Source organism: Sphingomonas kyeonggiensis (genome assembly GCF_030812785.1).
Taxonomy (GTDB): domain Bacteria; phylum Pseudomonadota; class Alphaproteobacteria; order Sphingomonadales; family Sphingomonadaceae; genus Sphingomonas; species Sphingomonas kyeonggiensis_B.
The window spans coordinates 959,429-985,151 of sequence record NZ_JAUSTJ010000001.1 but is presented as its reverse complement, the minus strand read 5'-3'; the positions used below and the strand labels follow the sequence as shown (position 1 = coordinate 985,151).

26 protein-coding genes are annotated in these 25,723 nt (G+C 69.3%); 12 read left to right on the top strand and 14 right to left on the bottom strand.

Features of this window, described 5'->3' with window-relative positions; genetic code table 11:
- Nucleotides 1-2 precede the first annotated feature (2 nt).
- The 3 genes from J2W22_RS04905 to J2W22_RS04895 all read right to left on the bottom strand — a co-directional run bounded on the left by J2W22_RS04905 (nucleotide 3) and on the right by J2W22_RS04895 (nucleotide 2,856).
- A complete protein-coding gene (locus J2W22_RS04905) occupies nucleotides 3-1,088 on the bottom strand; it encodes an HD-GYP domain-containing protein (RefSeq protein WP_307117136.1) in 1,086 nt (361 codons plus the stop codon).
- A gap of 102 nt (nucleotides 1,089-1,190) precedes the next feature.
- Nucleotides 1,191-2,108 (bottom strand): hypothetical protein, encoded by a 918-nt coding sequence (locus J2W22_RS04900; RefSeq protein WP_307117135.1) that lies wholly within the window; start codon nucleotides 2,106-2,108, stop codon nucleotides 1,191-1,193.
- 76 nt (nucleotides 2,109-2,184) lie between these two features.
- Entirely contained in the window at nucleotides 2,185-2,856 is a 672-nt protein-coding gene (locus J2W22_RS04895) for a c-type cytochrome (RefSeq protein WP_307117134.1), read from the bottom strand.
- Between the two features lie 102 nt (nucleotides 2,857-2,958).
- Between J2W22_RS04895 and J2W22_RS04890 the strand changes: the two genes are divergently transcribed.
- The 3 genes from J2W22_RS04890 (at nucleotide 2,959) to J2W22_RS04880 (ending at nucleotide 4,730) form a co-directional block, all read left to right on the top strand.
- Nucleotides 2,959-3,849 carry a prephenate dehydratase gene (locus J2W22_RS04890; protein WP_307117133.1) on the top strand — a complete coding sequence of 297 codons (891 nt, stop codon included), beginning with the start codon at nucleotides 2,959-2,961 and terminating at the stop codon, nucleotides 3,847-3,849.
- Nucleotides 3,850-3,933: 84 nt separating this feature from the next.
- Nucleotides 3,934-4,212 carry a helix-turn-helix transcriptional regulator gene (locus tag J2W22_RS04885; RefSeq protein WP_307117132.1) on the top strand — a complete coding sequence of 93 codons (279 nt, stop codon included), beginning with the start codon at nucleotides 3,934-3,936 and terminating at the stop codon, nucleotides 4,210-4,212.
- A 14-nt stretch (nucleotides 4,213-4,226) separates the two neighbouring features.
- Entirely contained in the window at nucleotides 4,227-4,730 is a 504-nt protein-coding gene (locus J2W22_RS04880; protein WP_307117131.1) for a hypothetical protein, read from the top strand.
- On the opposite strand, the gene nudC is transcribed toward J2W22_RS04880, so the two are convergent.
- From nudC to J2W22_RS04865, 3 genes are read right to left on the bottom strand one after another with little or no spacing between them, the layout of a single operon-like run.
- Complete coding sequence (gene nudC, locus J2W22_RS04875) at nucleotides 4,727-5,599, bottom strand: NAD(+) diphosphatase (RefSeq protein WP_307117130.1); 873 nt, start codon at nucleotides 5,597-5,599, stop codon at nucleotides 4,727-4,729. The genes J2W22_RS04880 and nudC overlap by 4 nt on opposite strands.
- An 11-nt stretch (nucleotides 5,600-5,610) precedes the next feature.
- Entirely contained in the window at nucleotides 5,611-6,894 is a 1,284-nt protein-coding gene (locus tag J2W22_RS04870; RefSeq protein WP_307117129.1) for a serine hydrolase domain-containing protein, read from the bottom strand.
- Nucleotides 6,882-7,937 carry an A/G-specific adenine glycosylase gene (locus J2W22_RS04865; protein ID WP_307117128.1) on the bottom strand — a complete coding sequence of 352 codons (1,056 nt, stop codon included), beginning with the start codon at nucleotides 7,935-7,937 and terminating at the stop codon, nucleotides 6,882-6,884. The genes J2W22_RS04870 and J2W22_RS04865 overlap by 13 nt, the downstream gene beginning before the upstream one ends.
- 27 nt (nucleotides 7,938-7,964) lie before the next feature.
- On the opposite strand from J2W22_RS04865, the gene J2W22_RS04860 reads away from it, so the two are divergent.
- From J2W22_RS04860 to J2W22_RS04835, 6 genes are all read left to right on the top strand, one after another.
- Nucleotides 7,965-8,498 (top strand): DUF721 domain-containing protein, encoded by a 534-nt coding sequence (locus J2W22_RS04860; protein WP_307117127.1) that lies wholly within the window; start codon nucleotides 7,965-7,967, stop codon nucleotides 8,496-8,498.
- Entirely contained in the window at nucleotides 8,498-9,220 is a 723-nt protein-coding gene (locus J2W22_RS04855; protein WP_307117126.1) for a thioredoxin domain-containing protein, read from the top strand. Before J2W22_RS04860 ends, J2W22_RS04855 begins: the two co-directional genes overlap by 1 nt.
- Nucleotides 9,221-9,242: 22 nt before the next feature.
- Complete coding sequence (locus tag J2W22_RS04850; protein ID WP_307117125.1) at nucleotides 9,243-10,001, top strand: DsbA family protein; 759 nt, start codon at nucleotides 9,243-9,245, stop codon at nucleotides 9,999-10,001.
- A gap of 29 nt (nucleotides 10,002-10,030) precedes the next feature.
- The gene (gene smc / locus J2W22_RS04845; RefSeq protein WP_307117124.1) at nucleotides 10,031-13,438 is read left to right on the top strand and encodes a chromosome segregation protein SMC; all 3,408 of its coding nucleotides are present in this window, start codon (nucleotides 10,031-10,033) and stop codon (nucleotides 13,436-13,438) included.
- A 99-nt stretch (nucleotides 13,439-13,537) separates the two neighbouring features.
- Nucleotides 13,538-14,014 carry a hypothetical protein gene (locus tag J2W22_RS04840; protein ID WP_307117123.1) on the top strand — a complete coding sequence of 159 codons (477 nt, stop codon included), beginning with the start codon at nucleotides 13,538-13,540 and terminating at the stop codon, nucleotides 14,012-14,014.
- A 132-nt stretch (nucleotides 14,015-14,146) separates the two neighbouring features.
- Entirely contained in the window at nucleotides 14,147-15,130 is a 984-nt protein-coding gene (locus tag J2W22_RS04835) for a D-cysteine desulfhydrase family protein (protein WP_307117122.1), read from the top strand.
- Nucleotides 15,131-15,466: 336 nt separating this feature from the next.
- Here J2W22_RS04835 and J2W22_RS04830 read toward each other — a convergent pair whose 3' ends face one another.
- The 5 genes from J2W22_RS04830 to J2W22_RS04810 all read right to left on the bottom strand — a co-directional run bounded on the left by J2W22_RS04830 (nucleotide 15,467) and on the right by J2W22_RS04810 (nucleotide 20,308).
- Complete coding sequence (locus J2W22_RS04830) at nucleotides 15,467-16,474, bottom strand: glycosyltransferase family 4 protein (RefSeq protein WP_307117121.1); 1,008 nt, start codon at nucleotides 16,472-16,474, stop codon at nucleotides 15,467-15,469.
- The gene (locus J2W22_RS04825; RefSeq protein ID WP_307117120.1) at nucleotides 16,471-18,042 is read right to left on the bottom strand and encodes an alpha-amylase family glycosyl hydrolase; all 1,572 of its coding nucleotides are present in this window, start codon (nucleotides 18,040-18,042) and stop codon (nucleotides 16,471-16,473) included. The genes J2W22_RS04830 and J2W22_RS04825 overlap by 4 nt, the downstream gene beginning before the upstream one ends.
- Before the next feature lie 145 nt (nucleotides 18,043-18,187).
- Nucleotides 18,188-19,309, bottom strand: a complete 1,122-nt coding sequence (locus J2W22_RS04820; protein ID WP_307117119.1) for a glycoside hydrolase family 130 protein — start codon at nucleotides 19,307-19,309, stop codon at nucleotides 18,188-18,190.
- A 10-nt stretch (nucleotides 19,310-19,319) separates the two neighbouring features.
- Nucleotides 19,320-20,027, bottom strand: coding sequence for a hypothetical protein (locus tag J2W22_RS04815; RefSeq protein WP_307117118.1), 708 nt, complete (start codon nucleotides 20,025-20,027; stop codon nucleotides 19,320-19,322).
- Nucleotides 20,024-20,308: a chorismate mutase gene (locus J2W22_RS04810; RefSeq protein ID WP_307117117.1), complete on the bottom strand. Its 285-nt coding sequence runs from the start codon at nucleotides 20,306-20,308 to the stop codon at nucleotides 20,024-20,026. Before J2W22_RS04810 ends, J2W22_RS04815 begins: the two co-directional genes overlap by 4 nt.
- A 78-nt stretch (nucleotides 20,309-20,386) precedes the next feature.
- Here J2W22_RS04810 and J2W22_RS04805 point away from each other — a divergent pair, with 78 nt between their 5' ends.
- Complete coding sequence (locus tag J2W22_RS04805) at nucleotides 20,387-21,400, top strand: polyprenyl synthetase family protein (protein ID WP_183999413.1); 1,014 nt, start codon at nucleotides 20,387-20,389, stop codon at nucleotides 21,398-21,400.
- A 3-nt stretch (nucleotides 21,401-21,403) separates the two neighbouring features.
- On the opposite strand, the gene J2W22_RS04800 is transcribed toward J2W22_RS04805, so the two are convergent.
- On the bottom strand, nucleotides 21,404-21,622 hold the full coding sequence (locus tag J2W22_RS04800) for a hypothetical protein (RefSeq protein ID WP_180143588.1): 219 nt from the start codon (nucleotides 21,620-21,622) through the stop codon (nucleotides 21,404-21,406).
- Nucleotides 21,623-21,682: 60 nt separating this feature from the next.
- On the opposite strand from J2W22_RS04800, the gene hrpB reads away from it, so the two are divergent.
- Together hrpB and J2W22_RS04790 are read left to right on the top strand one after the other, a co-directional pair.
- Nucleotides 21,683-24,124, top strand: a complete 2,442-nt coding sequence (hrpB, locus tag J2W22_RS04795; protein WP_307117116.1) for an ATP-dependent helicase HrpB — start codon at nucleotides 21,683-21,685, stop codon at nucleotides 24,122-24,124.
- Between the two features lie 11 nt (nucleotides 24,125-24,135).
- Nucleotides 24,136-24,420: an NADH dehydrogenase ubiquinone Fe-S protein 4 gene (locus J2W22_RS04790; protein WP_307117115.1), complete on the top strand. Its 285-nt coding sequence runs from the start codon at nucleotides 24,136-24,138 to the stop codon at nucleotides 24,418-24,420.
- Nucleotides 24,421-24,523: 103 nt separating this feature from the next.
- Here the strand turns inward: J2W22_RS04790 and J2W22_RS04785 are convergent, their stop codons facing one another.
- Together J2W22_RS04785 and J2W22_RS04780 are read right to left on the bottom strand one after the other, a co-directional pair.
- Nucleotides 24,524-25,045, bottom strand: a complete 522-nt coding sequence (locus J2W22_RS04785; RefSeq protein ID WP_307117114.1) for an NUDIX hydrolase — start codon at nucleotides 25,043-25,045, stop codon at nucleotides 24,524-24,526.
- 5 nt (nucleotides 25,046-25,050) lie between these two features.
- On the bottom strand, nucleotides 25,051-25,722 hold the full coding sequence (locus tag J2W22_RS04780) for a TPM domain-containing protein (RefSeq protein WP_307117113.1): 672 nt from the start codon (nucleotides 25,720-25,722) through the stop codon (nucleotides 25,051-25,053).
- Nucleotide 25,723: the final 1 nt, after the last annotated feature.

Sequence of the window (25,723 nt, the reverse complement as noted above, 5' to 3'; positions counted from 1 at the left end):
AGCTAGGCGGGGCCGAATTCGTCCAGCAGCCGTTCGCGCTTCGCCTCGAAATCGTCGAGCGCCCATTTCGATGCCACTTCCAGCCCGATGATCGGATCGGAGCGGGTGCTCACCCGCACCGGCGCCAGTTCGCGCTTCGTGGCCGCGCAGAGGAAGACGGCGACGTCGGGCGTGGTCGGCGACTCGGCCGGCTCGTCAATCACCACCGCGAGGCGCTGGCTCTCGAGAAGCACCAGCGCGCCGACCGGAAACACGCCGAGCAGCCCGCGAAACGCCCGCAGCACGCGCGGGTCGAAATGGCCGGTCGTCCCCATCATCCAGTCGAGCGCCGCGCCGGGCGACCAGCTGCGCTTGTACGCCCGGTTCGAGGTCACCGCATCGAACACGTCGCACACTGCCGCCATCCGGGCATGGATGCTCAGCGTCTCCTGCGAGATGCCGGAAGGGTAGCCGCTGCCGTCGATCCGCTCGTGATGATGCAGGCAGACGTCGAGCGCTATTTCCGATTCGATCCCCGAATCGCGCAGCAGCTCATAGCCGCGCAGCGTATGCGCCTGGACCCGGCCATATTCGTCGAGGTCGAGCGGGCCGGGCTTGTTGAGCAGGTCTGCGTCGATCCGCGCCTTGCCGATATCGTGGAGCAGCCCGGCCAGGCCGATCTCCTGGGTGAGTTCGGGGCTCAGCCGCAGCTTGTTGCCGAGTGCGATCATCAGCCCGCAGACCGCGACCGAATGGAGATAGGTATATTCGTCATGCAGCTTGATGCGGGTGACGCTGGGCAGGGCGGTTGGGCTGCGCGCCACCGAGGCGGCGATCGCCGAGACCATTGGCGCGAGGTTAGCGGCCTGGATCTTCCGGCCGAACCGGATGTCCGAGAAGGTCGCGGTGACGCTGTCCTTCACCAGGCCGACGATCTCGCGGGCCCGCTCGCGCTCCACCGCCAAGCTGGCGGGCCGGGCATTGAGGTGGAGCCTGGTCGCGGAGAGCCGCCGGGCCACAGGCGCAGGGCCGGCGGCCGGCGCTTCCACACTGCCGAGATCGCGCCACTCGCCGGCATTCAATCCGTCCGAAGACGGTAAATTCCCCATGCGCCCAACCCCCTGGCCATGCGGCTTTATTTGTCGGATTTTACGTAGTTTACCGGAGGCCGTGGAAGCAATCGAACGGCCTGCCAAAATGGGTCAAAGGCGCTAGCCCGCCAGAGCTGCGAGCGTGGCGAGCATCTGATCGAAATGCAGGGTGATGCGCCGGTTGTTGGCGACATGGCGATCGTCCAGCATCACCCGCATCGGCACGAACACCCCGCCATCCTTCCAGGCGACGAGCTCCGCAGCGACCAGCGCAGAGACGCGGCGACGGACGGTCTCGAACGGCAGGTCGATCGCTCGGGCGAGCGCGCGCAACGACACCGGCGCGCGCAGATCGTCGGGCGGCGGCATGTCCTCGGCCGCGTAGAGCTGGGCGAGCTGGGCATCCTCGGTGACGCGGCGGACATTGATCGCGGTGATCGCGGCGACGATCGTGCCGGCGGTCACATCACCATAGAGCTCGGTCAGCGTCTCCAAGGCGCGCAGGCTGAAGGCGAGGATCAGCCGCTCGACCACGCCGGCCGGCAAGGCCGCGGCGCCGGCATCCAGCGCCGCGATGGCGGGATCATAGCCCGCCTCGGCGAGGATCCCCAGCATGCGCATCAGATCGGCGGCATCCTCGGCCGCGAGGCGGGCGAGCACATCGCCTTCGAAAAAGCCGGGCGCGACGCTGAAGCCGCTGGCGCCGCGGACCAGTAGCCCTTCCTCGACCAGCTCGGCCGCCCGGCGCCGCACCGTGGTGTGCGGCAGGCGCATCGAATGGGCGATGGCGGTGGCGTTGACCGGCCGACCGAGCGTGGCCGCATCCTCGACGCCGATCCAGCGGCTAGAAGCGGCATCGCGATAGGGATGGTGGGCGATGCTGCCGCCCAGCACCACTTCGAAGACGAAGCCGGCCAGCCGCTCCTGCGGCACGAGCGCCAGCCCGCGCCGGCTGCGCGCGAGCAGCAGCTCCGAGACCTGGCGCGCGACCAGCCGGGTCGAGAACCGGCGCGATTCGGCCGCCGGCATCTGCCTCATTGCTGGGGGCGCCAAACCAAAAGCGCCGCGGAATGACCCGCGGCGCCCTGGTGATTCGGTCGGCGGAAACGCGTCCTCAGACGCCCTTCTTCTCGGCCTGCGCCTTGGCGGCGGGGTCCGTCGAGGGCGCGCCCTCGGCCGGAGTCGCCTGGTTCGAGAGATTGCCGCCCGCGGCATGATCGTCGGTGGCATTGCCCTCGACCGGGGCCGCTCCAGCGGCCGGAGCTGCCGGCAGCGGCAGGTTCGAGCCCTGGGCGTTGAGATAGGCGATGACGTTGGCGCGCTCCTGGGCGTCCGGGATGCCCGCGAAGGTCATCTTGGTGCCGGTGGCGAACTTGCGCGGGTTGGTCAGCCACGCGTCCATCTTGTCGAAGTCCCAGCTGCCGCCGACGGCCTTGAGCGCATCGGAGAAGGCGAAGCCGGCCTTGCCTTGGGCAATGCCCTCACCCATCGTGCCATAGAGGTTCGGACCGATGCCGTTGGCGCCGCCCTGGTTGATCGTGTGGCAGGCCATGCACTTCTTGAACGACGCCTCGCCCTTGGCGAGATCGGCGCTGGCCAGGCGCGTCGCGATCGGCGCGACCACTGCGGCGCCGCCTTCGCTGGCTTCCTCGACACCTTCGATCACATAGCCCATGTGCTCGGGGCGCTCGGCATGGAAGTACATTCCGCTGGCGATCGAGAGTCCGAGCGCAGCAATCCCCCCCGCAAGTGCCCATCCCGCGATCGTATTGAAGCGATTGTCCATGAAATGCCCCTGCGGATATGTTGCGCTTCTTTAAAGCCGCCCTTGCAGCGAAAGCAAGCGGGGCTTGCGGCTGCGAGGTTCGGCAGCTAGCGCCCGCGCATTATGGAGAATTTCGCGAGCCCGGCGAGAAAGCTCGTCGCGGAGATGACCGAGGCGGCCGCAAGGACCCCCGTACGCGCCGTCGCCTTCCAGGGCGCGCCGGGCGCCAATTCGCATATCGCGGTGCGCGAATGCTTTCCCGACGGGCTGCCGCTCCCCTGCTTTTCTTTCGAGGACGCGATCGACGCGGTGAAGGAAGGCCGGGCCGGCTGCGCGATGATCCCGATCGAGAATTCGCTGCACGGCCGCGTCGCCGACATCCATTTCCTGCTGCCCGAATCGGGGCTGTCGATCATCGGCGAGCATTTCCTGCCGATCCGCTACGGGCTGATGGGCCTGGGCCCGATCGAAGGCGTCAAACAGGCGATGAGCCACCCCCAGGCGCTCGGCCAGTGCCGCCACTGGCTGAAGGCGCAGGGCATCTCGCCGCTCGCCTATCCCGACACCGCCGGCGCCGCCGCGATGGTGGCCGAGGACGCCGATCCCGCGGTCGCCGCGCTGGCCCCCCCGGGCGCGGCCGAGCTCTATGGCCTGAGGATGCTGGGCGAGGACATCGCCGATGCCGAGCACAACATGACCCGCTTCGTGATCCTGGCGCGCGAGCCGCTGGCGGCCGAGGAGGAAGGCCCGTTCATGACCACCTTCGTCTTCGAGGTGAAGAACGTGCCCGCCGCGCTGTACAAGGCGCTGGGCGGCTTCGCGACCAACGGGGTCAACATGACCAAGCTGGAGAGCTACCAGCGCGGCGGCAGCTTCGCGGCGACCGAATTCTACACCGACATCGTCGGCAGCCCCGACGAGGCGCCGGTGGCGCGGGCGCTGGAGGAGTTGAAGTTCCACACCAAGTGGATGCGCGTGCTCGGCACCTACAAGCAGGCGCGCGAGCGAGCGTAGCGGACACCGAAAGGCCGTAAGTTGGCGCCGGGACGCGATTCCCGGCGGGACCGCGCGCCTGCTTGACTCGGGTGACGAATCGTTGTGTATAGACAACATATCGTCATCCGAGTCGCCACATTGCCGCAGATCCACAACCGAATTGCCCTGTTCCGCGCCGAACGCGGGATGAGCCGGCGCGAGCTGGCCGAGACGGTGGGGGTGAACCCCCAGACGATCGGCTATCTCGAGCGCGGCGACTACAGCCCCAGCCTCGAGCTCGGCATGAAGATCGCGCAGGCATTCGACCTGCCGGTCGAGCTCGTCTTCTCCTTCACCCCCTTCGAATCGGTAGCGGCCGCCCTGCGCCGCGCCGCCGAATGATGCCGGAGGCCGCCATGTCCAAGTTCAACGAGCGCCTGTTCTCCAAGCTCGACGCCGCGTCCGAGCGCACCGGCATCCCCGCACTGGCCCGGCACGAGGTGCGGCGGCGGCATTTCCGCTGGATCCCGATGTTCGCACTGGCCCTCGCGATCGGCGGGTGGATCTGGGGGCTGGCGCGGCCCGACGCGACGCAGCTCGGCTATGCCGCGATCTCGGTCGGGTTTGCGCTCGGCGTGTTCCTGCCGATCTTCGGACCGATCAAGGCCTGGGGCACGCCCAAGGCCGACGAATTCGACCGCCAGCTGCGCCAGCGCGCCTTCCTCGCCGGCTTCGCGACGGTGGCGTTCACGGCCTTTGTCGGCCTGTGGCTGACGCTTGGGCTGACGCTGATCGGCAACTGGAGCCGCGACGTGCTGATCGGGCAGCTGGCCAACTTCACCTATATGCTGTTCGTGCTCTATTTGACCGTGCCAACGCTCCACGCGAGCTGGACGACCCAGCCAGTGGCGGAGGACTAGGCGCCCTCCTCCGCCCAGGCGCGCAGCAGCGTGTGGGCGATCGCATAGGGCGGCGGCGCGAGGAACGGCGCGGCGGGATCGCGGGCCAGGGCCTGGCGGACCTCGTCACGGGTGAACCAGCGGGCATCCTCCAGCTCGTTGGCGTCGATCGCGATGTCCTCGTTCAGCGCCTCGCCGATACAGGCGACCATCAGCGACGCCGGGAAGGGCCAGGGCTGGCTGGCGACATAGCGGACCGCGCCGATGCGGATACCGGACTCCTCGGACGTTTCGCGACGCACCGCTTCCTCGATCGCTTCGCCCACCTCAAGGAAACCGGCCAGCGCCGAATAGCGGCCCGGAGGCCAGCTCGGCTGGCGGCCGAGCAGCGCAGCGTCGCCACTTTCCGCGAGCATGATGACCACAGGCTCGACCCGCGGGAAATGCTCGGCGCCGCAATTCGGGCAGTGACGCCCCCAGCCGGCATGCGAGATATCGGTCAACGAGCCGCAATTGGCGCAGAAACGGTGGCGGCCGTGCCAGAAGACCAGGCTGCGCGCCGCGGCATAGTTGGCGGCATCGGGCGCGGCGAAGCGATCGAGCAGTGCGAACATCGCCGGCGAGCGGCCCATCGGCACGGGCATGTCGTCGGGCAGGGCCGAGACGAAGCGCGGCGCGCCCTGGTCATAGCCGAGGAAGAGCAGCGCCCCCTGCGCCTCGGCCAGGCTAGTCCAGGTCAGCCGGCCCTGCTCGTCGAGCACCGGATCGAGCCCGTCGAGCACTAGCAGCCGCGCGGCCGGGTCGGTCAGCGCCGCCTCGAGCAGCTCGGGCTGGTGGCGGACACGGTCGGCACGGTCGAGCGTGTTGCCGGTGAAACCGGGCGTCAGCACTGGGCCCGGATTCACTTGGCGATATCGGCGTAGATCGCCTTGGACACTTCGCGCTTGAGCGGCGTGTCGCCGAACAGGTTGATCATGCCGACGCCGCGCACCTTGTGGACCGGATCGACCCAGGCGATCGTGCCCGCGGCACCGCCCCAGCCGAACGTGCCCTTGCCGGGGCCACCGGCCACGTCGTTCAGATAGACCGAGCCGCCAGCACCGAAGCCCATCTGCGCGCCGGTGTCCTTCGCGGTTTCGTTGAGGATCGAGGTGTCGGCGCAGGCGGGCAGCAGGTTCGACATCGCGACTGCAACGGTTTCGGGCTTGAGGATACGGACGCCGTCGAGCGTGCCCCCGTTCAGCAGCATGTGGAGGAACCGGTCATAGTCGCGCGCCGACATGACGAGGCCTGCGCCGCCATAGGGGAATTCGGGCTTCTTCAGGTAGATCGAGCTTGCCGCCGGATCGGCGACGACGCGGGTGGTGCCCATGAAGACATAGTTGCTGGAGAAATTGCCGAGCTTGTCCGCCGGCACCGTCCAGTAGCTCTGCTGCATCTTGAGAGGTGCGAAGATGCGCGTGTTGACGAACTGGTCGAAGGGCATGCCGCTCGCCACTTCGATCACCCGGCCGAGCACATCGAGGCCGATCGAATAGCTCCACTTGGTGCCCGGCTCGGCGATCAGCGGGAGCGAGGCGGTGCGGTTGGCGAATTCCTCCAGGCTGTCCGGGCGCAGCTGCGCCATCTGGGCTTCCATCTGGGCGTTCACCTGGGCCGGGTTGATGCCGAGCTTGTTGTATTCGTCGAGCAGCGGCCCCTTGGTGATGATGTTGTAGCCGAGGCCCGCGGTGTGGGTGAGCAGGTGGCGCACGGTGATCGGCGTCGTCGCCGGGCGGGTGGTCAGGTCCTTGGACGGATCGACCAGCACCTTCATGTTCTTGAAAGCCGGGATGAAGTCGCTGATCGGCTGGTCGAGCCTGAGCTTGCCCTGCTCGACCAGGATCATCGCGGCGATGCCGGTGATCGGCTTGGTCATCGAATAGACGCGCCACAGGCTGTCGACATCCGCCTTGTGCGCGGTCGGCTCGTCGGCGACGCGACCTTCGCTGACCACGGAGATGCTGCCATCGGGGCGGCCGGCGAGGATGACGATGCCGGGCACCTTGCCTTCGGCGACATAGCGCTTGGCCAGCGCGGTCTCGGCGGAGACACTGGGCGCGGCAGGAGGCTTGGGAGCGGTCTGCGCGAAAGCCGGCGCGGCCAGCGCCGCGATGCCAAAGCCGAAACCGATCACTCCGCGCATAACCGTCTCCTGAAAACTCGCATCGCCTTGGCGAAGACCGTGGGCAGTCCGGCCGATTCGAGATCGGCTATCGGCCACCACTCGCCTTCCACGGCGGCGCCTGCATGCGACGACAATGTTGCAGCTGCAAGTGCGACATCGAGGTTGAAATGGGTGAAGCCGTGGCTGACGCTGTCATCGAGCGTGCGCCACGCGGCATCGGCAGGGGCACCGGCGAGGCCCGGCGCCGAATCGGCCCAGGGGCCGGTGGGCAGTGCGCGCATGCCCCCCAGCAGCCCCTTGTCCGGACGGCGGACGAGCAGCACCGCGCCGTCCCGCTCGAGCCAGAACATCGTGCCGAAGCGCTGCGGCTTGGGCGGTTTGGCGGCCTTGATGGGATAGCGCTCGGGCGCCCCGCCCGCGAAACCGGCGCAATGCTCCCTGAGAGGGCAGAGCAGGCATTTCGGCGAGCGGGCGGTGCAGATGCCGCTGCCGAGGTCCATCATCGCCTGGGCGAAGTCGCCCGAGCGCAGCTCCGGCGTCACCGAATCGGTGAGCGCATAGATCTTCGCCTTCGCCCCCGGCAGCGATTCCTCGACGGCGAACAGCCGCGAGACGACGCGCTCGACATTGGCATCGACCACCACCGCGCGCCGGCCGAAGGCGATCGCGGCGATCGCCGCGGCGGTATAGCCGCCCACGCCCGGCAGCTCGCGCAGGCCCGATTCGGTGTCCGGGAACGCCCCGCGCCGCGCCACTTCGCGGGCGCAGGCGAGCAGGTTGCGGGCGCGGGCATAATAGCCGAGCCCTGCCCAGGCGGCCATCAGATCGGCATCCTGCGACGCGGCGAGCGCCTCCACGCTCGGCCAGCGCGAAGTGAATTTGTCGAAATAGGGGATGACGCTGGCGACCTGGGTCTGCTGCAGCATCACCTCGGACAGCCAGACGCGATAGGGGTCGGGCGCGTTGGCGCCGGGCCGCGCGCGCCAGGGCAGGTCGCGGGCATTGCGGTCATACCAGTGGAGCAGCGCAGCGGCGATTGCGCGAGAGGCGTTGTCGGGCACAGGGCCCTATGGCATGGGTTGGCGGAAATGACGAAACCCCCACGTGCCACGACCCGCCAGCCGGCCCCGATACCGCCGCGTGCGCTCCGCGCCCGCTCGGTCTCCGAGCTGCTGCCCGATGTCGGCGCGGCGAGCTTCCGCAAGTTCGGCTTCGTCCAGCATTCGATCGTCAGCCGCTGGGCCGAGATCGTCGGCGAGCGCTATGCCCGGGTCTCGATCCCCGAATCGATCAAGTTCCCCCAGGGCAAGCGCGAGCAGGGCGTGCTGAGCCTGATCGTCTCGGGCGCCTTCGCGCCGACGATGCAGCATGTCGCGCCCGAGATCATGGACCGGGTGAACCGCTTCTTCGGCTATCCGGCGGTGGCGAGGATCGCCATCCGCCACGGCCAGGTGAAGGCGCCGGCAAAGGCCGCGCCGCCGCCCAGCCTCAAGCCGCTGAGCGAGGCGATGGGCGACAGCCTGCGCGGCATCGCCGATCCCGAATTGAAGGCCGTGCTCGAGGCACTGGCCGCCGGCGTCGCGGCGAGCGACGAGAAACCCAAGATCGGCCGGATCGACTGATGCGAACCTATTTCATGATCGCCGGCGCGCTTGCGCTGGCCCTGGCTGGCGGCGCCTCGGCGCAGCAGGCGAAGGCTCCGGCCAAACCCGCAGCGGCGCCCAACTGGACCGCCACCGTCGCCATCACCCCGCAGGGCGGCTTCCGCCAGGGCAATCCGGACGCGCCGGTCAAGCTGGTCGAATATGGCTCGCGCGGCTGCCCGACCTGCGGGCGCTTCGCCGCCGAGGGCGTGCCGCCGCTGCGCAGCGACTATATCGCCAGCGGCAAGGTGAGCTACGAGTTCCGCGACTATCTGATCCACGGCCCGCCCGACCTGGCCGCGGCGCTGCTCAACCAGTGCGTGCCCACCGCCCGCTTCTTCCCGGTGCTCGATGCGCTGTTCGCCAACCAGCACCAGTTCGAGGAGAAGCTGGAGGCCGCGCTGAAGAACCAGCCCCAGCAGGTCGAGGCCTGGCAGAAGCTGCCGGCGGGCCAGATGGCGACGCGCTTCGCCGAGGCGACCGGCATGATCGCCTTCATGAAGACCCAGGGCCTGCCCGAGGCCCAGGCGCGCAAGTGCCTGGCCGATCCCAAGCTGATCGCCCGCATCTCGCAGACCAATGCCGATGCGGTGAAGGTCTACCAGGTGCAGAGCACGCCCACTTTCATCGTCAATGCCCGCAAGGTAAGTGCGTTCACCTGGGACCGGTTGCTGCCCGAGCTCTGGGCGAACGGCGCCTGACTTTTCTGGAGAGAAAGACCCCATGCGTATCAAATTGGCCCTGGCCCTGATCCCCGCGCTGTTCGCGCTCGCTTCGTGCGGCGGCGACGACAAGGGCAACAGCAGCGCGGCGGTGAGCGCCGCGCCGGTCGCGTCGGTCACCGCGCCCGCCGGCAAGGCCTGGGTCGACACGATCACCAAGACCAAGGATGGCGGCTATCTCCAGGGCAATCCGAACGCCCCGATCAAGCTGGTCGAATATGGCTCGCGCAACTGCCCCTATTGCGGGCTGTTCGGCCGCACCGCGCCCGAGCCGCTGCGCAAGAACTATATCTCCACCGGCAAGGTCAGCTGGGAATTCCGCGACTTCCTGATCCACGGCGCGCCCGACCTTGCCGCGGCGCTGCTCAACCAGTGCGTGCCGGACGAGAGCTTCTTCAGCATGCTCGACCAGTATTTCGAGAACCAGGAGCAGTTCCTCAGCCGCACCGAGCAGCTGGTGAAGACCAACCCGCAGCTGGTCCAGCAGCTCCAGGGCCAGGCGGCGCCGCAGGCCGCGGTGGGCTTTGCCGAGGCGCTCGGCATGATCGACTTCATGAAGCAGCGCGGCGTGCCCGAAGCCAAGGCCCGCGCGTGCCTGGCCGACCAGAAGAAGATCGACGCGATCGCCAAGGTCAATGCCGATGCCGCCACGGTCTATGGCGTGAGCGGCACCCCGAGCTTCTTCATCAACGGCAAGAAGGTCGATGCCGGCTCCTGGGAGCAGCTCGAGCCGCTGCTCAAGGCAGCGGGCGCGCGCTGACGCCCATGACGCGGCGGGGGTAAGCCAGGGTGCAGATCAAGCGGCTGCGGCTGACGGGCTTCAAGAGCTTCGTCGACCCGGCTGACCTCCGCATCGAGCCGGGGCTGACGGGGATCGTCGGCCCCAATGGGTGCGGCAAGTCCAACCTGCTCGAAGCGCTGCGCTGGGTGATGGGCGAGACCAGCGCCAAGTCGATGCGCGGCGCCGGCATGGAAGACGTGATCTTCGCCGGCACCGCCACCCGCCCCTCGCGCGACTTCGCCGAAGTCACCATCCAGGCCGACCAGGTCGGCGAGGACGACGAGCTGGAAGTCGTCCGCCGGATCGAGCGCGGCGCCGGCTCCGCCTATCGGATCAACGGGCGCGACGTGCGCGCCAAGGACGTGGCGCTGATGTTCGCCGATGCGGCGACGGGCGCCCACTCCCCCGCGCTGGTCAGCCAGGGGCGGATCAGCGCGATCATCATGGCCAAGCCGGGCGAGCGCCGGGCGATGCTGGAAGAAGCCGCGGGCATCTCCGGCCTGCACGTGCGCCGCAAGGATGCCGAGCAACGCCTGCGCGCGACCGAGGCCAACCTCACCCGGCTCGACGAAGTGATCGGCGACCAGGAGAATCGCGCGGCGCAGCTCAAGCGCCAGGCGCGCCAGGCCGAGCGCTACCGCGAGCTCTCCGACCGGATCCGCGTCGCCGAGGCGCGGATGATCTTCGCCCGCTGGCGCGACGCGGCGAGCGCGGCGGATGCGGCCAAGAAGGAAGCGGCGGCGGCCGAGGCCCTGGTCGCCGAGCGGACCCGGGCGCATGATTCGGCGGTGGCGGTGCAGCAGGATGCGGCCGAGAAGCTCGCTACCTTGCGCGCCGAGGCGCTGAGCGTGCGCGACAGGGCGACCGAGGCGATGCACGGGCTCGCCACGCTGCGCGCCGACAAGGCGGCGGTCGAGCGGCGCATCCAGGAATTGCAGGACGCGACGCGCCGGCTGGAGGAGGATCGCGGCCGCGAAGGCGCGCTCGCCCGCGACGCCGCCGAGGCGCTGGCCCGGCTCGACGAGGAAGGGAAGACGCTCGACCGGCGCATCGCCGAGACGACGGCGCGGATGCCGCATCTCGATGCCGCGCTTGCGGACGCGGAACGTGCCGCGCGCGATGCCGAGGTCGCGCTCGCCCAGGCGCTGGCGGCGCAGGCGACCGAGGCGGCCGAGGCGCGGGTCGCCGAGGCGGCGCTGGCCGCCGCGCGTACTCGGGTCGAGCGCTCCGAGCGCGACCGGGCGCGGATCGATGCCGAGCTGAAGGCATTGCCCGATCCCGAGCCTTTGAAGGCCGAGAAACTGCGCGCCGCCGAGGCGCGTGCCCAGGCGATCCGCCAGGCGGAGAGCGCCCGCACCGGGCTGGCCCGCGCCGATGCCGAGGAGCGCAGCGCGATCGAGGCGCGCAACCATGCCCAGGCCAAGCGCGCCACCGCCCATGCCGAGCTCGCCCAGCTCGACAGCGAGGCCGCGGCGCTGGCCAAGGCGACACGGCCTTCGGACAAGGACCGGCTGCTCGACAAGCTCAAGGTCGATGCCGGCTATGAGCGCGCGCTGGCGGCGGCCTTGGGCGACGATCTGGAGGCCGGGCTCGACACCAGCGCCGAGCGCTATTGGGCGGGCGCCGAGCCGCAAAAGGGTGACCCCGGCGCGCCTTCGGGCACTTCGCCGCTGGGGCAACATGTCCAGGCGCCCGCGGGTCTGTCGCGGCGGCTGGCGCAGGTGCTGGTGGCGGAAAGCGATGACGGGCAACCGCTTGCGGTCGGCCAGCGGCTGGTGACGCTGGCGGGCGTGCTGCGGCGCTGGGACGGCTATGTCGCCAAATCGGGTGGTGCTGCAGCAGCGGAGCGGCTGGTGCGGGTCAACCGGCTCGCGGCGATCGAGAAGGCGCGGCCGGCGGCGGTGCGCGCGGTCGAGAGTGCCGATGCCGAGCTGATGCGGATCGAGGACAACATCGCCGAGGCGCGCCGCGCCGCCGTCGATTGCCGCCGGGTGCTGGAGCATGCCGAGAATGCCGGGCGCGAGGCGGGCCGGGCCGAGGACCGCGCCACCGCGCAGCTGGAGCGGCTCGATTCGCAGCGCGCCGATCTCGACGTGCGCATCCGCCGGATCGCTGCCGAGCAGGACGAGGCGGCGACCGAGCTGAACCGCGCCGAGGCTGCCAAGGCGGCGCTGCCCGACGGCACCGAGACGCGCGCCCGGGTGGCGTCGCTCTCCACCGATGCCGAGGGCAAGCGCGCCGCCGCTGCCTCGGCCCGCGCCGAGCGCGGCACGCTCGAGCGCGAGATCGCCGCGACACGCGAACGCCATGCCGCGGCGGGGGCCGAGGCGAAGAGCTGGAAATCGCGCGCCGGCGATGCGGCACGGCGGGCGAACGAGATGGAGAAGCGCGGGCTCCAGCTCGCCGAGGAGAGCGAGGCGCTTGCCGGCAAGCCCGCGGCGCTCGCCGCTCAGCTCGCCGAGGCCGAAGCGGCGACCGAGAAGGCGCGGATCGAAAGCGCCGCCGCCCAGGCCGCCGAGCGCGAGGCCGAGATCGCGGTGCGCGAGACCGAAGGCGCGGTGCGCGGCGCCAACGAGATCCTGGCCCAGGCGCGCGAGGAACGCGCCGGCGCGGCAGCACGGGCCGAGAACCAGGAGATGCGCCGGATCGAGATGGGCCGCATCTCGGGCGAGCGCTTCGAATGCCCGCCGCCCCTCCTCCCCCAGAAAGCCGGCTTCGACGAAGCGACGGTGCGTGCGCCCGAGGAGGAATCGACGGGCCATGAGAAGCTCAATGCCGAGCGCGAGCGGATCGGGCCGGTGAACCTGGTCGCCGAGACCGAGCTGGCCGAGCTGGAGGCCGCCTTCACCAGCAACGCCGCCGAGCGCGACGAGCTTGCCCAGGCGGTCAACCAGCTGCGCGGCTCGATCGGGACCCTGAACCGGGAAGGCCGCCAGCGGCTGCTCAGTGCGTTCGAGGCGGTCGACCAGCATTTCCGCCGGCTGTTCTCGACCCTGTTCAACGGCGGCGCGGCGCATCTCGAGCTGATCGATTCGGACGATCCGCTGGAGGCAGGTCTCGAGATCATGGCCCAGCCGCCGGGCAAGAAGCTCCAGTCGCTGACCCTGCTCTCGGGCGGCGAGCAGGCGCTCACGGCCGTCGCGCTGATCTTCGCGCTGTTCCTGACCAACCCGGCGCCGATCTGCGTGCTCGACGAAGTCGATGCGCCGCTCGACGACGCGAACATCGACCGGTTCTGCGACCTGCTCGAGCGGATGACCGAGGAGACCGCGACCCGCTACCTGATCGTCACCCACAATGCCGCGACGATGAGCCGCATGCACCGGCTGTTCGGCGTGACCATGGTCGAGCGCGGGGTCAGCCGGCTGGTCTCGGTCGACCTGGGCGGGGCGGAGAGCCTGTTGGCGGCGGAATAGCCGCGCATCGCTCCGCGCACCCTTTCGCCAGGGAGCAGCCAGGTTGGTTGTTGCGCAGACGCACCCTATCTCAACCGGGACGGCAACAGGAGGAAGTGCATGCGATCGAGCTTCTGGATCGGCCTTGCCGGCGCGATGCTGGTGACCAGCCCCGCTTTTGCCCAGGACAAGCAGCAATCGACCGCCGAGCGCGCCGGCGACATCGCCGAGCAGCCGGCCAGGGACGTCGGCGCGGTGAAGACGAAGATCCCGCCCGTGCTGCAAAAGGCCGCCGCTTCGCCCTACAGCCTGTCCGGCCTGTCGAAATGCACGCAGATCGCCGATGCGTTCGACGATCTGGGCGAGGCGCTCGGGCCCGATTTCGTCCAGGGGGTGGATCGCAAGAAGAGCCGCAAGGTGAAGGTCACCGGCGACACGGTGGCGGGACTGATCGTGCCGTTCCGCGGGCTGGTCCGCGAAGTGAGCGGCGCGGCATCGGCGCAGCGCGAGCTCAATGCTGCGGTGGACGCCGGCTTTGCGCGGCGCGGCTTCCTGCGCGGCGTGTACCAGACACGCGGGTGCAAGCCGGCGCTGTAGCCCCTCCGTCATCCCGGCGAAAGCCGGGATCTCGTGCGGCTCTTTTCCCGCCATCGCCTGAGATCCCGGCTTTCGCCGGGATGACGATGAGGCGTATGGAATTGCGATCCTGACCCTCCGCTGGGACACTCCATGACCCTCGACGCCTTCCCCCGCACTCCCCTGTTCGACGCGCCGACCCCGATCCAGCGGCTGGAGCGGATCGAGGCGGCTTTGAAACTGAGCGGCGCGCGGCTGTTCGTGAAGCGCGACGACCTGATGGGGCTGGGCGGCGGCGGCAACAAGCTGCGCAAGCTCGAATTCCTGCTCGGCGCGGCGATCGAGCAGGGCTGCGACACCTTCGTCACCACCGGCGCGCGGCAATCGAATCACGCCCGGCTGAGCGCGGCGGCGGCGGCGCGGATGGGCCTCAAGGCCGAGCTGATGCTCACCGACACGGTGCAGCGCGAGGACCCGAGCTATCTCCACAACGGCAACCAGCTGCTCGACGGGCTGTTCGGGGCGAAGGTGCACCATTTGCCGCGCGGCACGGATTCGCTCGCGGCGGCACATGCCCGGGCCGAGGAACTCAAGGCCGAGGGGCGCAGGCCCTATGTCGTCGGCTCGGGCGGCTCCTCGCCGGTGGGCGCGCTGGGCTATGTCTCCTGCGCGCGGGAGATTCAGGCGCAGGAAGCTGCGCTTGGGCTGCGCTTCGGAACGGTGATCGTCGCCAATGGCAGCCATGGCACCCATGCCGGGCTCGCCGCCGGGATCGACGATCCGCGCCGCGTCCTCTCCTTCACCGTGCTCGCCGAGCTGGCCGAGGCCGAGCGCGGCACGCTTGCGCTGGCCAATGCGACGCGGGCGTTGATCGGCGGTGCGCCGCTGGGCGCGGAGGATATCCGCATCGACGGGTCGCAGCGCGGGGAGGCCTATGGCATCCCGACCGAGGCGATGCTCGCCGCCGTCCGGCTGATGGCGCGGGCCGAGGGGCTGCTGATCGACCCGGTCTATAGCGGCAAGGCGTTCGCCGGGGTGCTGGCGGGGCTTCGTGAGGGTTCGCTGCGCGGGGATGTGCTTTTCGTGATGACCGGCGGGACGCCGGGGCTCTACGCGTATCAGCCGGCTTTTGCATAGTGCATCGAAGTTGCCGTTCCCCGGCGAAAGCCGGGGTCCAGGGCCACAAGCGATGCAGCAGAAAAACCCTGGGCCCCGGCTTTCGCCGGGGAACGCTGTAGGCTTGGGTGCACACCGACCAATAAGCCGTCATCCCGGCGGAAGCCGGGATCTCGTGCGGTTCCTTACCCGCGCCATCGCCTGAGGTCCCGGCTTCCACCGGGATGACGGTTTTGGCTCCAGCAGTTCCCCGGCGAAGGCCGGGGTCCAGTCTCGGCGCACTCTCGATGGCGCGGGAGACTCACGAACGACGTTGCAACTGGGCCCCGGCCTTCGCCGGGGAACGAAGAAAAGTCTTCAGGCTTGGCCGAGGATGCGCCGGTACAATTCGATATAGTTCTCCGCCATCGCCTCGACCGAGAAGCATTCTGCCACCCGCGCCCGGCACGCCGCCCGGTCGATGCCCTCGACCTGCCCCAGCGCGGTGATCGCGCCGCCGACCGACTCGACCAGTACCCCCGTCTCCGGCGTGATCAGCTCGGGCATGCTCCCCCGGTCGATCGCGATCACCGGCGTCCCGCAGGCCATCGCCTCGACCACCGACAGGCCGAAGGGCTCGTCGAAATTGATCAGATGAAGCAGCACCTGCGCCTTGCCGAGCGCGCGCAGCCGTTCCGCGCCCCCGACCGGCCCGTGATAGACGATACGCTCGTCGAGGAAGGGCGCGACCTCGCGGTCGAAATAGCCCTGGTCCTGGATGATGCCGTAGAGGTTGAGGCGCCGCCCGGTCGAGCGCGCGACTTCGATCGCCTCGGCCGCGCCCTTGTCCGGGTGCATGCGGCCGAAGAACAGCAAATCCTCCCCGCCATCCGCCTCGAACGGGAATTCGTCGAGGCGGATGCCGTGATGGATCGTCGCGGCGTATTTCAAGGCGGGATGCCGGTCCGCTGCACTGATCGCGACATAATGCACCCGCTCCTCGAACGGCTTGTACATCGGCAGGATCCGCTCGGACGAGAAGCCGTGGATCGTCGTCACCATCGGGGTGTCGACCAGCCGGGAAAAGGCATGCGCCGGGAAATCGGCCTGGTTGTGGATCAGGTCGAACTCCCCCGCCCGCTCGAACAGATGCGCGAGATGGGCATATTCCCACACTTTCGCATCGATCCCGGGATCCTCCTCATAGCCCGCCGGCACCACGCCACCGAGCGTGCCCGCGGTGATCGAATCCTGCGTGGCGAACAACGTCACGTCGATCCCGCGCGCGACCAGGGCCTCGGTCAGCAGGCTCGTCACCAGTTCCCACGGCCCATAGTGCCGCGGCGGCGTGCGCCACGCGATCGGCGCCAGCATCGCGATCTTCATCCCAGGATATAGCCTTCGTTGGGGGAGAGCAGCGCGGGGTCGTGCCCGCCGCGCGCCGAGGCGAGGACGGTGAAATCCTCCGCCCATTCGGGGATGGCGAAGCCCTGGGGCGTGTCGCCGAGGTTGAGCACGACCAGCAGCCGGTCATGCTCGTGGCGCCGCTCGAAGGCGAGCAGTTCGCCGCCGCTGTCGACCGGGTGATAGTCGCCCAGCGCCAGCGCCGGATGCTCGTGGCGCAGGAACAGCAGCTTCTGGGTCAGCCGCCACATCGAGCCGGGATCGCCGCGCTGCGCCTCGACATTGCGCGCGAGCCAGTCGGGATGGAGCGGCAGCCAGGGGTCGGCGGCGCTGAACCCGGCGTTCGGCGACTGGTCCCAGGCCATCGGCGTGCGCACCGGATCGCGGCCCAGGCCGATGCCGGGATCGCGCAGCTCGCGCGGATCCTGGACCATGTCCGCCGGGATCGCGCCATCCTCCATGCCGATCTCGTCGCCATAATAGAGCGTCGGCGTGCCGCGCAGCGTCAGGAGCAGCATCATCGCGACGCGCGCCTGTTCCGGGCCGACCCGCGTGGCGATGCGGGGGCGGTCGTGATTGCCCAGCACCCAGTTGGGCCAGCCGGTCTCGGGCAGCGCCGCTTCATAGTCCGCGATCATCTTCGCGAGGCCGCGCGCGTTCCATTCGGCGCCGATCAGCTGGAAGTTGAAGGGCAAATGCACGCCGGGCTTCTGCGCCGTGCCATAATAGCCGACCAGCTGCGGCACCGGCAGGTAGATCTCGCCGATCAGCACGCGTGCGCCGAACGTGTCGGCGATCGCCCGCATCTCGCCGGCGATGTCGTGCACTTCGGGCTGGTCGGTCGAGTGGAGCTGGTGGACCCGGGTGTAATCGGGCTGGCCCGGCGCCCAGTCCTCGTTCACCGGATTGTCGGGCAGCTCGGCATGCTTGACCATGTGCCACAGCACGTCGATCCGGAACCCGTCGATCCCGCGCGCGAACCAGAAGCGCAGCACGTCCATCATCGCCGAGCGCACCGCCGGGTTGCGCCAGTTGAGGTCCGGCTGCTCCTTCAGAAAGGCATGGTAATAATATTGGCCGGTGGCCGCGTCCCATTCCCAGGCCGAGCCGCCGAAATCGCTGATCCAGTTGTTGGGCGGCGAGCCGTCGGGCTTCGCGTCGCGCCAGATATACCAGTCGCGCCGGGGGTCGTCGCGGGCGCTGCGGCTCTCCTGGAACCAGGGATGCTGGTCGGAGCTGTGGTTGGGCACCAGGTCGAGCAGCAGCCGGATGCCGCGTTCGTGCGCCGCGGCAAGCAGGGCGTCGAAGTCGGCGAGCGTGCCGAAGCGCGGGTCGACGTCGCAATAATCGGCAACGTCATAGCCGAAGTCGGCCATCGGGCTGGGGAAGATCGGCGAGATCCAGATCGCGTCGATGCCGAGCGCCTTGAGGTCGTCGAGCCGGTTCTCGATGCCCTTGAGGTCGCCGATACCGTCGCCGTTCGAATCCTGGAAGGAGCGCGGATAGACCTGGTAGATGACGGCGGATTTCCACCAGTCGCTTTGGGTCATGGCACGCGTCCTCCGTCTGCGCTCCCCTTCCGCTTGCGGGAGGGGTCGGGGGAGGGGATGTCCTCCAGCGAAGCGACGGGAGCAAGACACACCCCCTCCCCTAACCCCTCCCGCAAGCGGAAGGGGGATTTTGCGTCGCCCGGCATCACCGGAACCGCTCCTTCGAAACCCGAGTGATCCGGCACGCCAGATCCGCCTCGCCGCTCGCGACGATATAATGGTCGCCCGCATCCGCCACGCCGGTGGTGAACACCACGGGGGTGGGCAGATAAAGCTGGTGCGCGATCGGATCGGTGAGCGCGGGATTGGCCTCGAGCAAGGGCGTCTCGTCCTCCAGCCGCAGGATCCTGGACGGATCGTCCTTGTCGAGCAGCGCCCAGAAGCTGCGATAGACGCCGACCGCGCCCTGCTTCTCGACGCCGTGATAGATCAGCATCCAGCCCTCGGGCGTCAGCACCGGCTGGCTGCCGCCGCCGATCCGCTGGGTCGAGCTCGTGCCCTTGCGCGCGCGGATGCCTGGCGTGTCGAGCGGCTTCCAGTGGAGACCATCGGGCGACTGGGCCATGTTGATCGAAGGCCCGCCGAGCCAGGGCGAATCGTCGGGATAGGCGAAATAGACTTCGCCCAGCGGCCGGGTGAGCGCCATGTACTTGCCGCCCGGCTTGCCCTCGAACAGGATCATGTCCTTGTTCTGGTGATCGAGCACCACGCCGAGCAGCCGGTAGTCGAGCCCGTTCACCGAATGGTACATCGCCGTACAGTGCCGCTCTGCCGAGACGCCGCACACGGTCATCCACCAGCTGCCGCCGACCAGGCTGATCCGGGCATCCTCGACACCGTAATCCATGAACGAAGCCGAAGGCTGGATCGCCTTGTCGTAATGGACCTTCACGATCCTGCCCGCGTCCCTGCTCAGCTCGACCGGCAGCAGCCAGGACAGCGAGGTGAGACCGAGCAGCCGCGGATTGCGGTCCTTGAGCGCGAACTGGCGCGGATCGTCCATGTCGATGCCGGCGACCGGGTGGCGATCGAGGACATAGCCGTCCGCCGTCCAGCGAATCGCCCGGGCGCAGTCGCCCTCGACCGGATCGCGCAGCGCCTCGGCCACGCGGACCATCAGCAGCAGATTGCCGTTCGGCAGCCGCGCGAAGCCGGGGTTGAAGGCGCCAAGCACATGAGTCGGCGCGTCCACGCCCTTGCGCAGCGGCGAGCGGGAAAGGTCGACATCGTCGGGGCGGAAGATCAGGAAATCATCGTCCGCCGCCACATCTGTCCCCTCAGCAGGTTGGAACCTGGCTTTCCCCGCCTTCGCGCCGGTACTTGCCGTCTCGCCAAAGGTATCGCTCGGCGAAGGATCGGGTTCCCTCGAATTTCACGGTGAAATCGACACCCTTTCGGATCGCCCCGATCCTGCCACGGACCGACTGGGCGTCGTCCTCGACCGCGCCACCATTGTCGTAGACGGACTGGAAGCTCGCCACTTCCTTCGGCCCCTCGGGCTCCAGCGCGACCAGGCTGGTGTAGCTGCACGTGTAACCCTGCCAGGTGCCGCCGCCCTCGACATAGATCACCGGCCGGTCGAGGAACTTGTCGCTGACCGACCATTCGGCGAGGTCGCCGAAGCTGCCGCTCTCCGCCGCCTTGGGGAAGCGCTTGCGTACCCGGAAGCCCGTGCCGTCGGCATCGAGATAGGTCACTGCGATCGTGCCGGCATCGACATGCGCGGCATCGGGCACATGGCCGTGGCTGACCAGTACCGGGCCGAACGCCGTATCGATCAGCTTGTTGTCGTCGAAGGTGACCGGCCCCTGCTTCACGCCCTCGGGCCAGGCGGCCTTCACCGCGGCGGCAAGGCGCGCGGCGGGATCGGCCATCGGCGTGGCGGTCACGCTCGGGCTAGGAGTCGGCGCGGGCTTCTGCGCCTGGTTGCCGCCGCACCCCGCCAGCATCAGTGCCGGCAGCAGCAGGGCGGCGGGCGCCCTCATTTCTCGTCCCGCAGCTGCTCGTGGTGGCGGATCACTTCGTCGATGATGAAGCGCAGGAACTTCTCGGAGAATTCCGGATCGAGGTCCGCCGTCTTGGCCAGCTCGCGCAGCCGGGCGATCTGGCGGTCCTCGCGGCCGGGATCGGCCGGCGGCAGGCCCGACTCCGCCTTGTAGCGCCCCACCGCCTGCGTCACCTTGAAGCGCTCGGCGAGCAGGAACACGAGCGCAGCATCGATATTGTCGATGCTCTGGCGGTAGCGGGTAAGGGTCTCGTCCGACATGGCTGCCCTCTTTGCGCACCGACGTAGCGTCACGCAAGCCTTGCCTTTGTGCGCCGCACCCGCCAGAGGCTTTCGCATATGAGCGCCACCCTCCATCGCCTCGGCGGCGGCCCCGCCCCCTCGCTCGATCCGATGATGGCGCTGGTCGCGCACGACATGAACCTCGTGAACGCGGTGATCCTCGATCGGATGAAGTCCGAGATCCCGCTGATCCCCGAGCTGGCCGGTCACCTGATCGCCGGCGGCGGCAAGCGGATGCGCCCGATGCTCACGCTCGCGAGCGCCAAGCTGCTCGGCTATCCCGGCACCCGCCACCACCGGCTCGCCGCCGCGGTGGAGTTCATCCACACCGCCACGTTGCTCCACGACGACGTCGTCGACGGCTCGGACCTGCGCCGCGGCCGCCGCACCGCCAACATCATCTGGGGCAACCCGGCGAGCGTGCTGGTCGGGGACTTCCTGTTCTCCAAGTCGTTCGAGCTGATGGTCGAGAGCGAGAGCCTGAAGGCGCTCCACATCCTCAGCAACGCCTCTGCCGTGATCGCCGAGGGCGAAGTCAACCAGCTCACCGCGGTGCGCCGGCTCGACCTGGGCGAGGAACGCTATCTCGACATCATCGGCGCCAAGACCGCCGCGCTGTTCGCCGCCGCCTGCCGCATCGCCGCAGTGGTGGCCGAGCGCTCGGAGGCCGAGGAGCTGGCGCTCGACGCCTATGGCCGCAACCTCGGCATCGCCTTCCAGCTGGTCGACGACGCGATCGATTACGTCTCGGACGCGGGCACGATGGGCAAGGACGCCGGCGACGATTTCCGCGAAGGCAAGATGACCCTGCCGGTCATCCTCGCCTATGCCCGGGGCGACGAGAGCGCCCGCGCCTTCTGGAAGGCGGCGATCACCGGCCATCGCAATTCGGACGAGGATTTCGCCGAGGCGATCCGCCTGGTCCAGGCGAGCCGCTCGGTCGACGACACGCTTGCCCGCGCCCGCCATTACGGCCAGCGCGCGATCGACGCGCTGGGCGGCTTCGCGGCAGGCGCGGCCAAGGATGCGATGATCGAGGCAGTAGAGTTCGCGGTAGCGCGCGCCTACTGACTCTCACTCATCGTCCGACGGCTCGTCATCATCGTCGTCATCCGCGGTGAGCGCGTCTTCCTCGTCCTCGTCGAGCACTTCCTCGATCGCTTCGGTGATCAGGTCGAGCTGCTCGAAGCTGGCGGTGAATTCCAGCGTCTCGCCATCGTCGTCCTCGAGATGGAGCGTGTAGTCGCCGTCGCTGTCGGGGGTGATGCTGAACTGTGCCAGGGTTCTCGCCATGTCTTCACTCCATAGGCTTTGCTTGCGCCAAACCCGGCTTCGGGGAATTGGTTGCGCGCAATGAGTGACTCGCTGCCGATCCATGTCGTTTTACCCGATCTGCTGGGCCAGCTGCGGGCAGGAAGCAACGCCGTGCTGGTCGCGCCGCCGGGCGCGGGCAAGACCACTGCGGTGGCCCCCGCGCTGCTCGGCGAGGGCTGGTGCACCGGCGAAGTGCTGCTGCTCTCCCCGCGCAGGCTGGCGGCGCGCGCGGCGGGCGAGCGGATGGCGGCGCTGGCCGGCGAGAATGTCGGCCAGACCTTCGGCTACGCCACCCGGATGGACAGCAAGCGCTCGGCGGCGACGCGCGTGACGGTCGTAACCGAGGGCATCTTCGTCAATCGCATCCAGGCCGATCCCGAGCTGGCCGGCGTCTCCGCCGTGCTGTTCGACGAAGTCCATGAGCGCAGCCTCGACAGCGATTTCGGACTGGCGCTGGCGCTCGACGCCCAGGCGGCGCTGCGGCCCGACCTGCGGCTGGCGGCGATGTCGGCGACGCTCGACGGCGCGCGCTTCTCCGACCTGATGAGCGGCGCGCCGGTGATCGAGAGCGAAGGCCGCAGCTGGCCGCTCGAGCTGCGCCATATCGGCCGCGCTGCCGAGGCGCGGATCGAGGATTCGATGACCGCCGCCCTGCGCACGGCGCTGCGCGATGCCGAGGGCGGGGTGCTCGCCTTCCTGCCCGGCGTCGCCGAGATCGAGCGCACCGCCGAGCGGCTGGGCGAGGTGCCGGGCGCGGTAGTCCACAAGTTGCACGGCTCGCTGGAGCCCGCCGCCCAACGCGCCGCGATCGCACCCGATCCGCAGGGCCGGCGAAAGATCGTTCTGGCCACCTCGATCGCCGAAACCTCGCTGACCCTTGAGGGAATCCGTATCGTGGTCGATTCGGGCCTCGCCCGTCGGCCGCGTTACGACCGTGCGGCAGGGATGACCCGGCTGGTCACCGAGCGGGCGAGCCAGGCCGCCGTCACCCAGCGCGCCGGCCGCGCCGCACGCCAGGGGCCGGGCGTCGCCTATCGGCTGTGGGAGGAAGCGGCGACCGCCGGCCTGCCGCGCTTCGACCCGCCCGAGATATTGGAGGCCGATCTCTCGGCGCTGGTGCTCGACTGCGCGCTGTGGGGCGTGAGCGATCCGCGCGACCTCAACTGGCTCGACCCGCCGCCCGAAGCCGCGGTCTCCGAAGCGCGCAAGCGGCTGGGCACGCTCGAGGCGCTCGACCAGGACGGCCGCCCGACCGCGCATGGCAAGGCGATCGCCGGCCTGCCGCTGCCGCCACGGCTCGGCCATATGCTGGTGCGGGCAGGCGAGCGCGACATGGCGAAGACGGCAGCGGAGATCGCGGTGCTGCTCGGCGAGCGCGGGCTGGGCGGCAACGACCCTGACCTCGAGCTGCGCCTGCGCCGCTGGCGGAGCGAGCGCGGACCCCGGGCGGAGAATGCCCGGCGGCTGGCGCAGCGCTGGGCCCGCATTCTCCCTCTCCCCGCCAGCGGGGAGAGGGAGAATGCGCTTGCCGCCTGCGTCGCCCTCGCCTTTCCCGACCGGATCGCCAAGCGCCGCGACGCCAGCGGCGAGACCTGGGCTTCGGCCGGCGGGCGCGGGTTCAAGCTCGACCCGACCTCCTTGCTCGCCCGCGCCGAATGGCTGGCGGTCGCCGAGACGCAGGGCATGGCCGCCGGCGCGCGCATCCTTTCCGCCGCGCCGATCGACCCGAGCGAAGTCGAATCGCTGTTCGCCGACCGGATCGAGACCCGCCGCAGCGTCCGCTTCGATCCCGGCACCGGCCGGATCGAAGCGCTCCGCGAACGCCGGCTCGGCGCGATCCGCCTGTCGAGCGGCCCCGATTCGGCGGCCGATCCGACGGAGATCGAGAAGGCGCTGCTGGAGGGCGTGCGCGAGCATGGCCTAGATCTGTTGCCCTGGTCCGACACCGCGAGCGCGCTGCGCACCCGTGCCGCCTATGCGGGCAATGATTCGCTCTCCGACGCAAGGCTGCTCGCCGAGCTCGACGACTGGTTGCCGGGACTGCTCGCGGGCAAGCGGCGGCTCGATGCGGTCGAGGGGCTGACCAATGCGCTCAACAATCTGCTCGGCTGGGACGGGCAGAAGGCGCTCGACCGGCTGGCCCCTGCCCGCTTCGAGACCCCCGAGGGCTCGACCTATGCGATCGACTATGCGGCCGAGGGCGGGCCGACGGTCGAAGTACGGGTGCAGGCGCTGTACGGGCTCGATACGCATCCGACGCTGGGCGACGGCACGCCGCTGGTGCTCAGCCTCACCTCCCCCGCCGGCCGACCGATCCAGACGACGCGCGACCTGCCCGGCTTCTGGAAGGGCAGCTGGGCCGCCGTCGCCAAGGAGATGCGCGGGCGCTACCCTCGCCATCCCTGGCCCGAGGATCCCGCCGCCGCATCGGCGACGCTCCGGACGAAAAAGGCAGATGCAAGGGGCGCCGGGCCGCGTTAAAGGGACTGACCATGACCAAGACCGCTCGCATCTATCAGAAGCCCAAGAACGCCATGCAGTCGGGCCGTGCCCGCACCGATCGCTGGATCGTCGAGTTCGAGCCGGTGCGCCAGCAACAGGCCGATCCGCTGACCGGCTGGGCCGGCGGCGACGCGACGACCAACCAGCTGCGCATGAGCTTCCCGACGCTCGAGGCCGCCACCGGCTATGCCGAGCGCGAGGGGCTCGCCTTCCATGTGGTCGCCGCGCCCGAGCGCAAGCTCAAGCTGCAGGCTTACGCCGACAATTTCCGCTAAGCGGCACTAGCTCCTCTGTTCCCCGGCGAAAGCCGGGGCCCAGAGTCACAAGCGCTTCGGATGAGAAACCCTGGGCCCCGGCTTTCGCCGGGGAACGAGGGCTTCAATCTCCCAGCAGCGCCCCCGAAAGCAGCAGCAACAGCTTCACGTCGATCGCCAGCCCCTCGGCGCGCTTTGCCGCGACGAAGGCGGGAAGCCCGGCACGGGGCACGCGGTGGACGATGATGTCCTCGTCCTCCAGTCCGCCGCCCTCGCCGACCTTGGTCAGTCCGCGCGCGCGGACCAGGGTGAAGCTCTCGCTGACCAGGCCGGGCGAGGAATGATATTCGCCGAGATCCTCGATCGCGGCGCTGTCATAGCCGGTCTCCTCGATCAGCTCGCGGCGCGCGGCTTCGAACGGGCTGTCATTCTCGCGCCCGGCCTCGTCGCCGATCAGCCCGGCGGGCAGCTCCAGACAGCGCTTGCCGAGCGGCACCCGGTACTGGTCGACGAGCAGGACATGATCCTCGTCGTCGATCGCGACGATCACCGCGGCGCGGATATTGCGGGCGCGCGAGACATATTCCCACTTCCCCCGCCGCTTGGCGGTGATCCACTTGCCGGCCCAGGCAATCTCTTCGTCCATGTCGTTCACAATTCGATCACCCGGTCGGGAAGTTCGTTCACATCGTCCTCGCTGCGTGGGAAATGCTCGGCCAGGACCAGGCCGATCCGGCGCACCGCCTCGGCCATGCCCTCGCCCGCCTCGCCGCGCTTCACCCCGCCGATCAGCGCGGCCATCGCCGCGCCCCAGACATCGGCGGTGACCTTCGAATGGATCGCGGCATCGGCGATGATCTCGGCGCGGTGCTCGGCGAGGCTGAGATAGACCAGCACGCCGGTCGATTCGCGGGTGCGCTTCTCGGCAGCGGCGCGGAACAGCTCGATCGCCCGGCGATGTACCCGCCGGGTCTTGGTCGCGCCCGGGGTGAGGAACAGCCGCAGTGCATCGAGCGCGAGCAGGATGCGCACGGCCAGGAAGGTCGCCGCCATCAGCACCAGCGCGATGGTGAGGTACCAGCGTGCGGGCACGACCTGCGCCCAGCTGTCGATGAAGCGCGAATGGAGCCATTCGGCCGGCCAGGGCTGCCAGGCGAGCAGCGCCAGGACGAGCAGCATCGCCAGCACCGCCCAGTGCAGCGCGACGTCGTGATAGGGATCCGAGCGCCCGGCGACGACCGTGACGATCTCGCCATTGGTAGTGAGCTCGGCGGCGGTGACGGCAGCCGTGACGGCGGCGCGGTCCTGATCGGTCAATCGCATC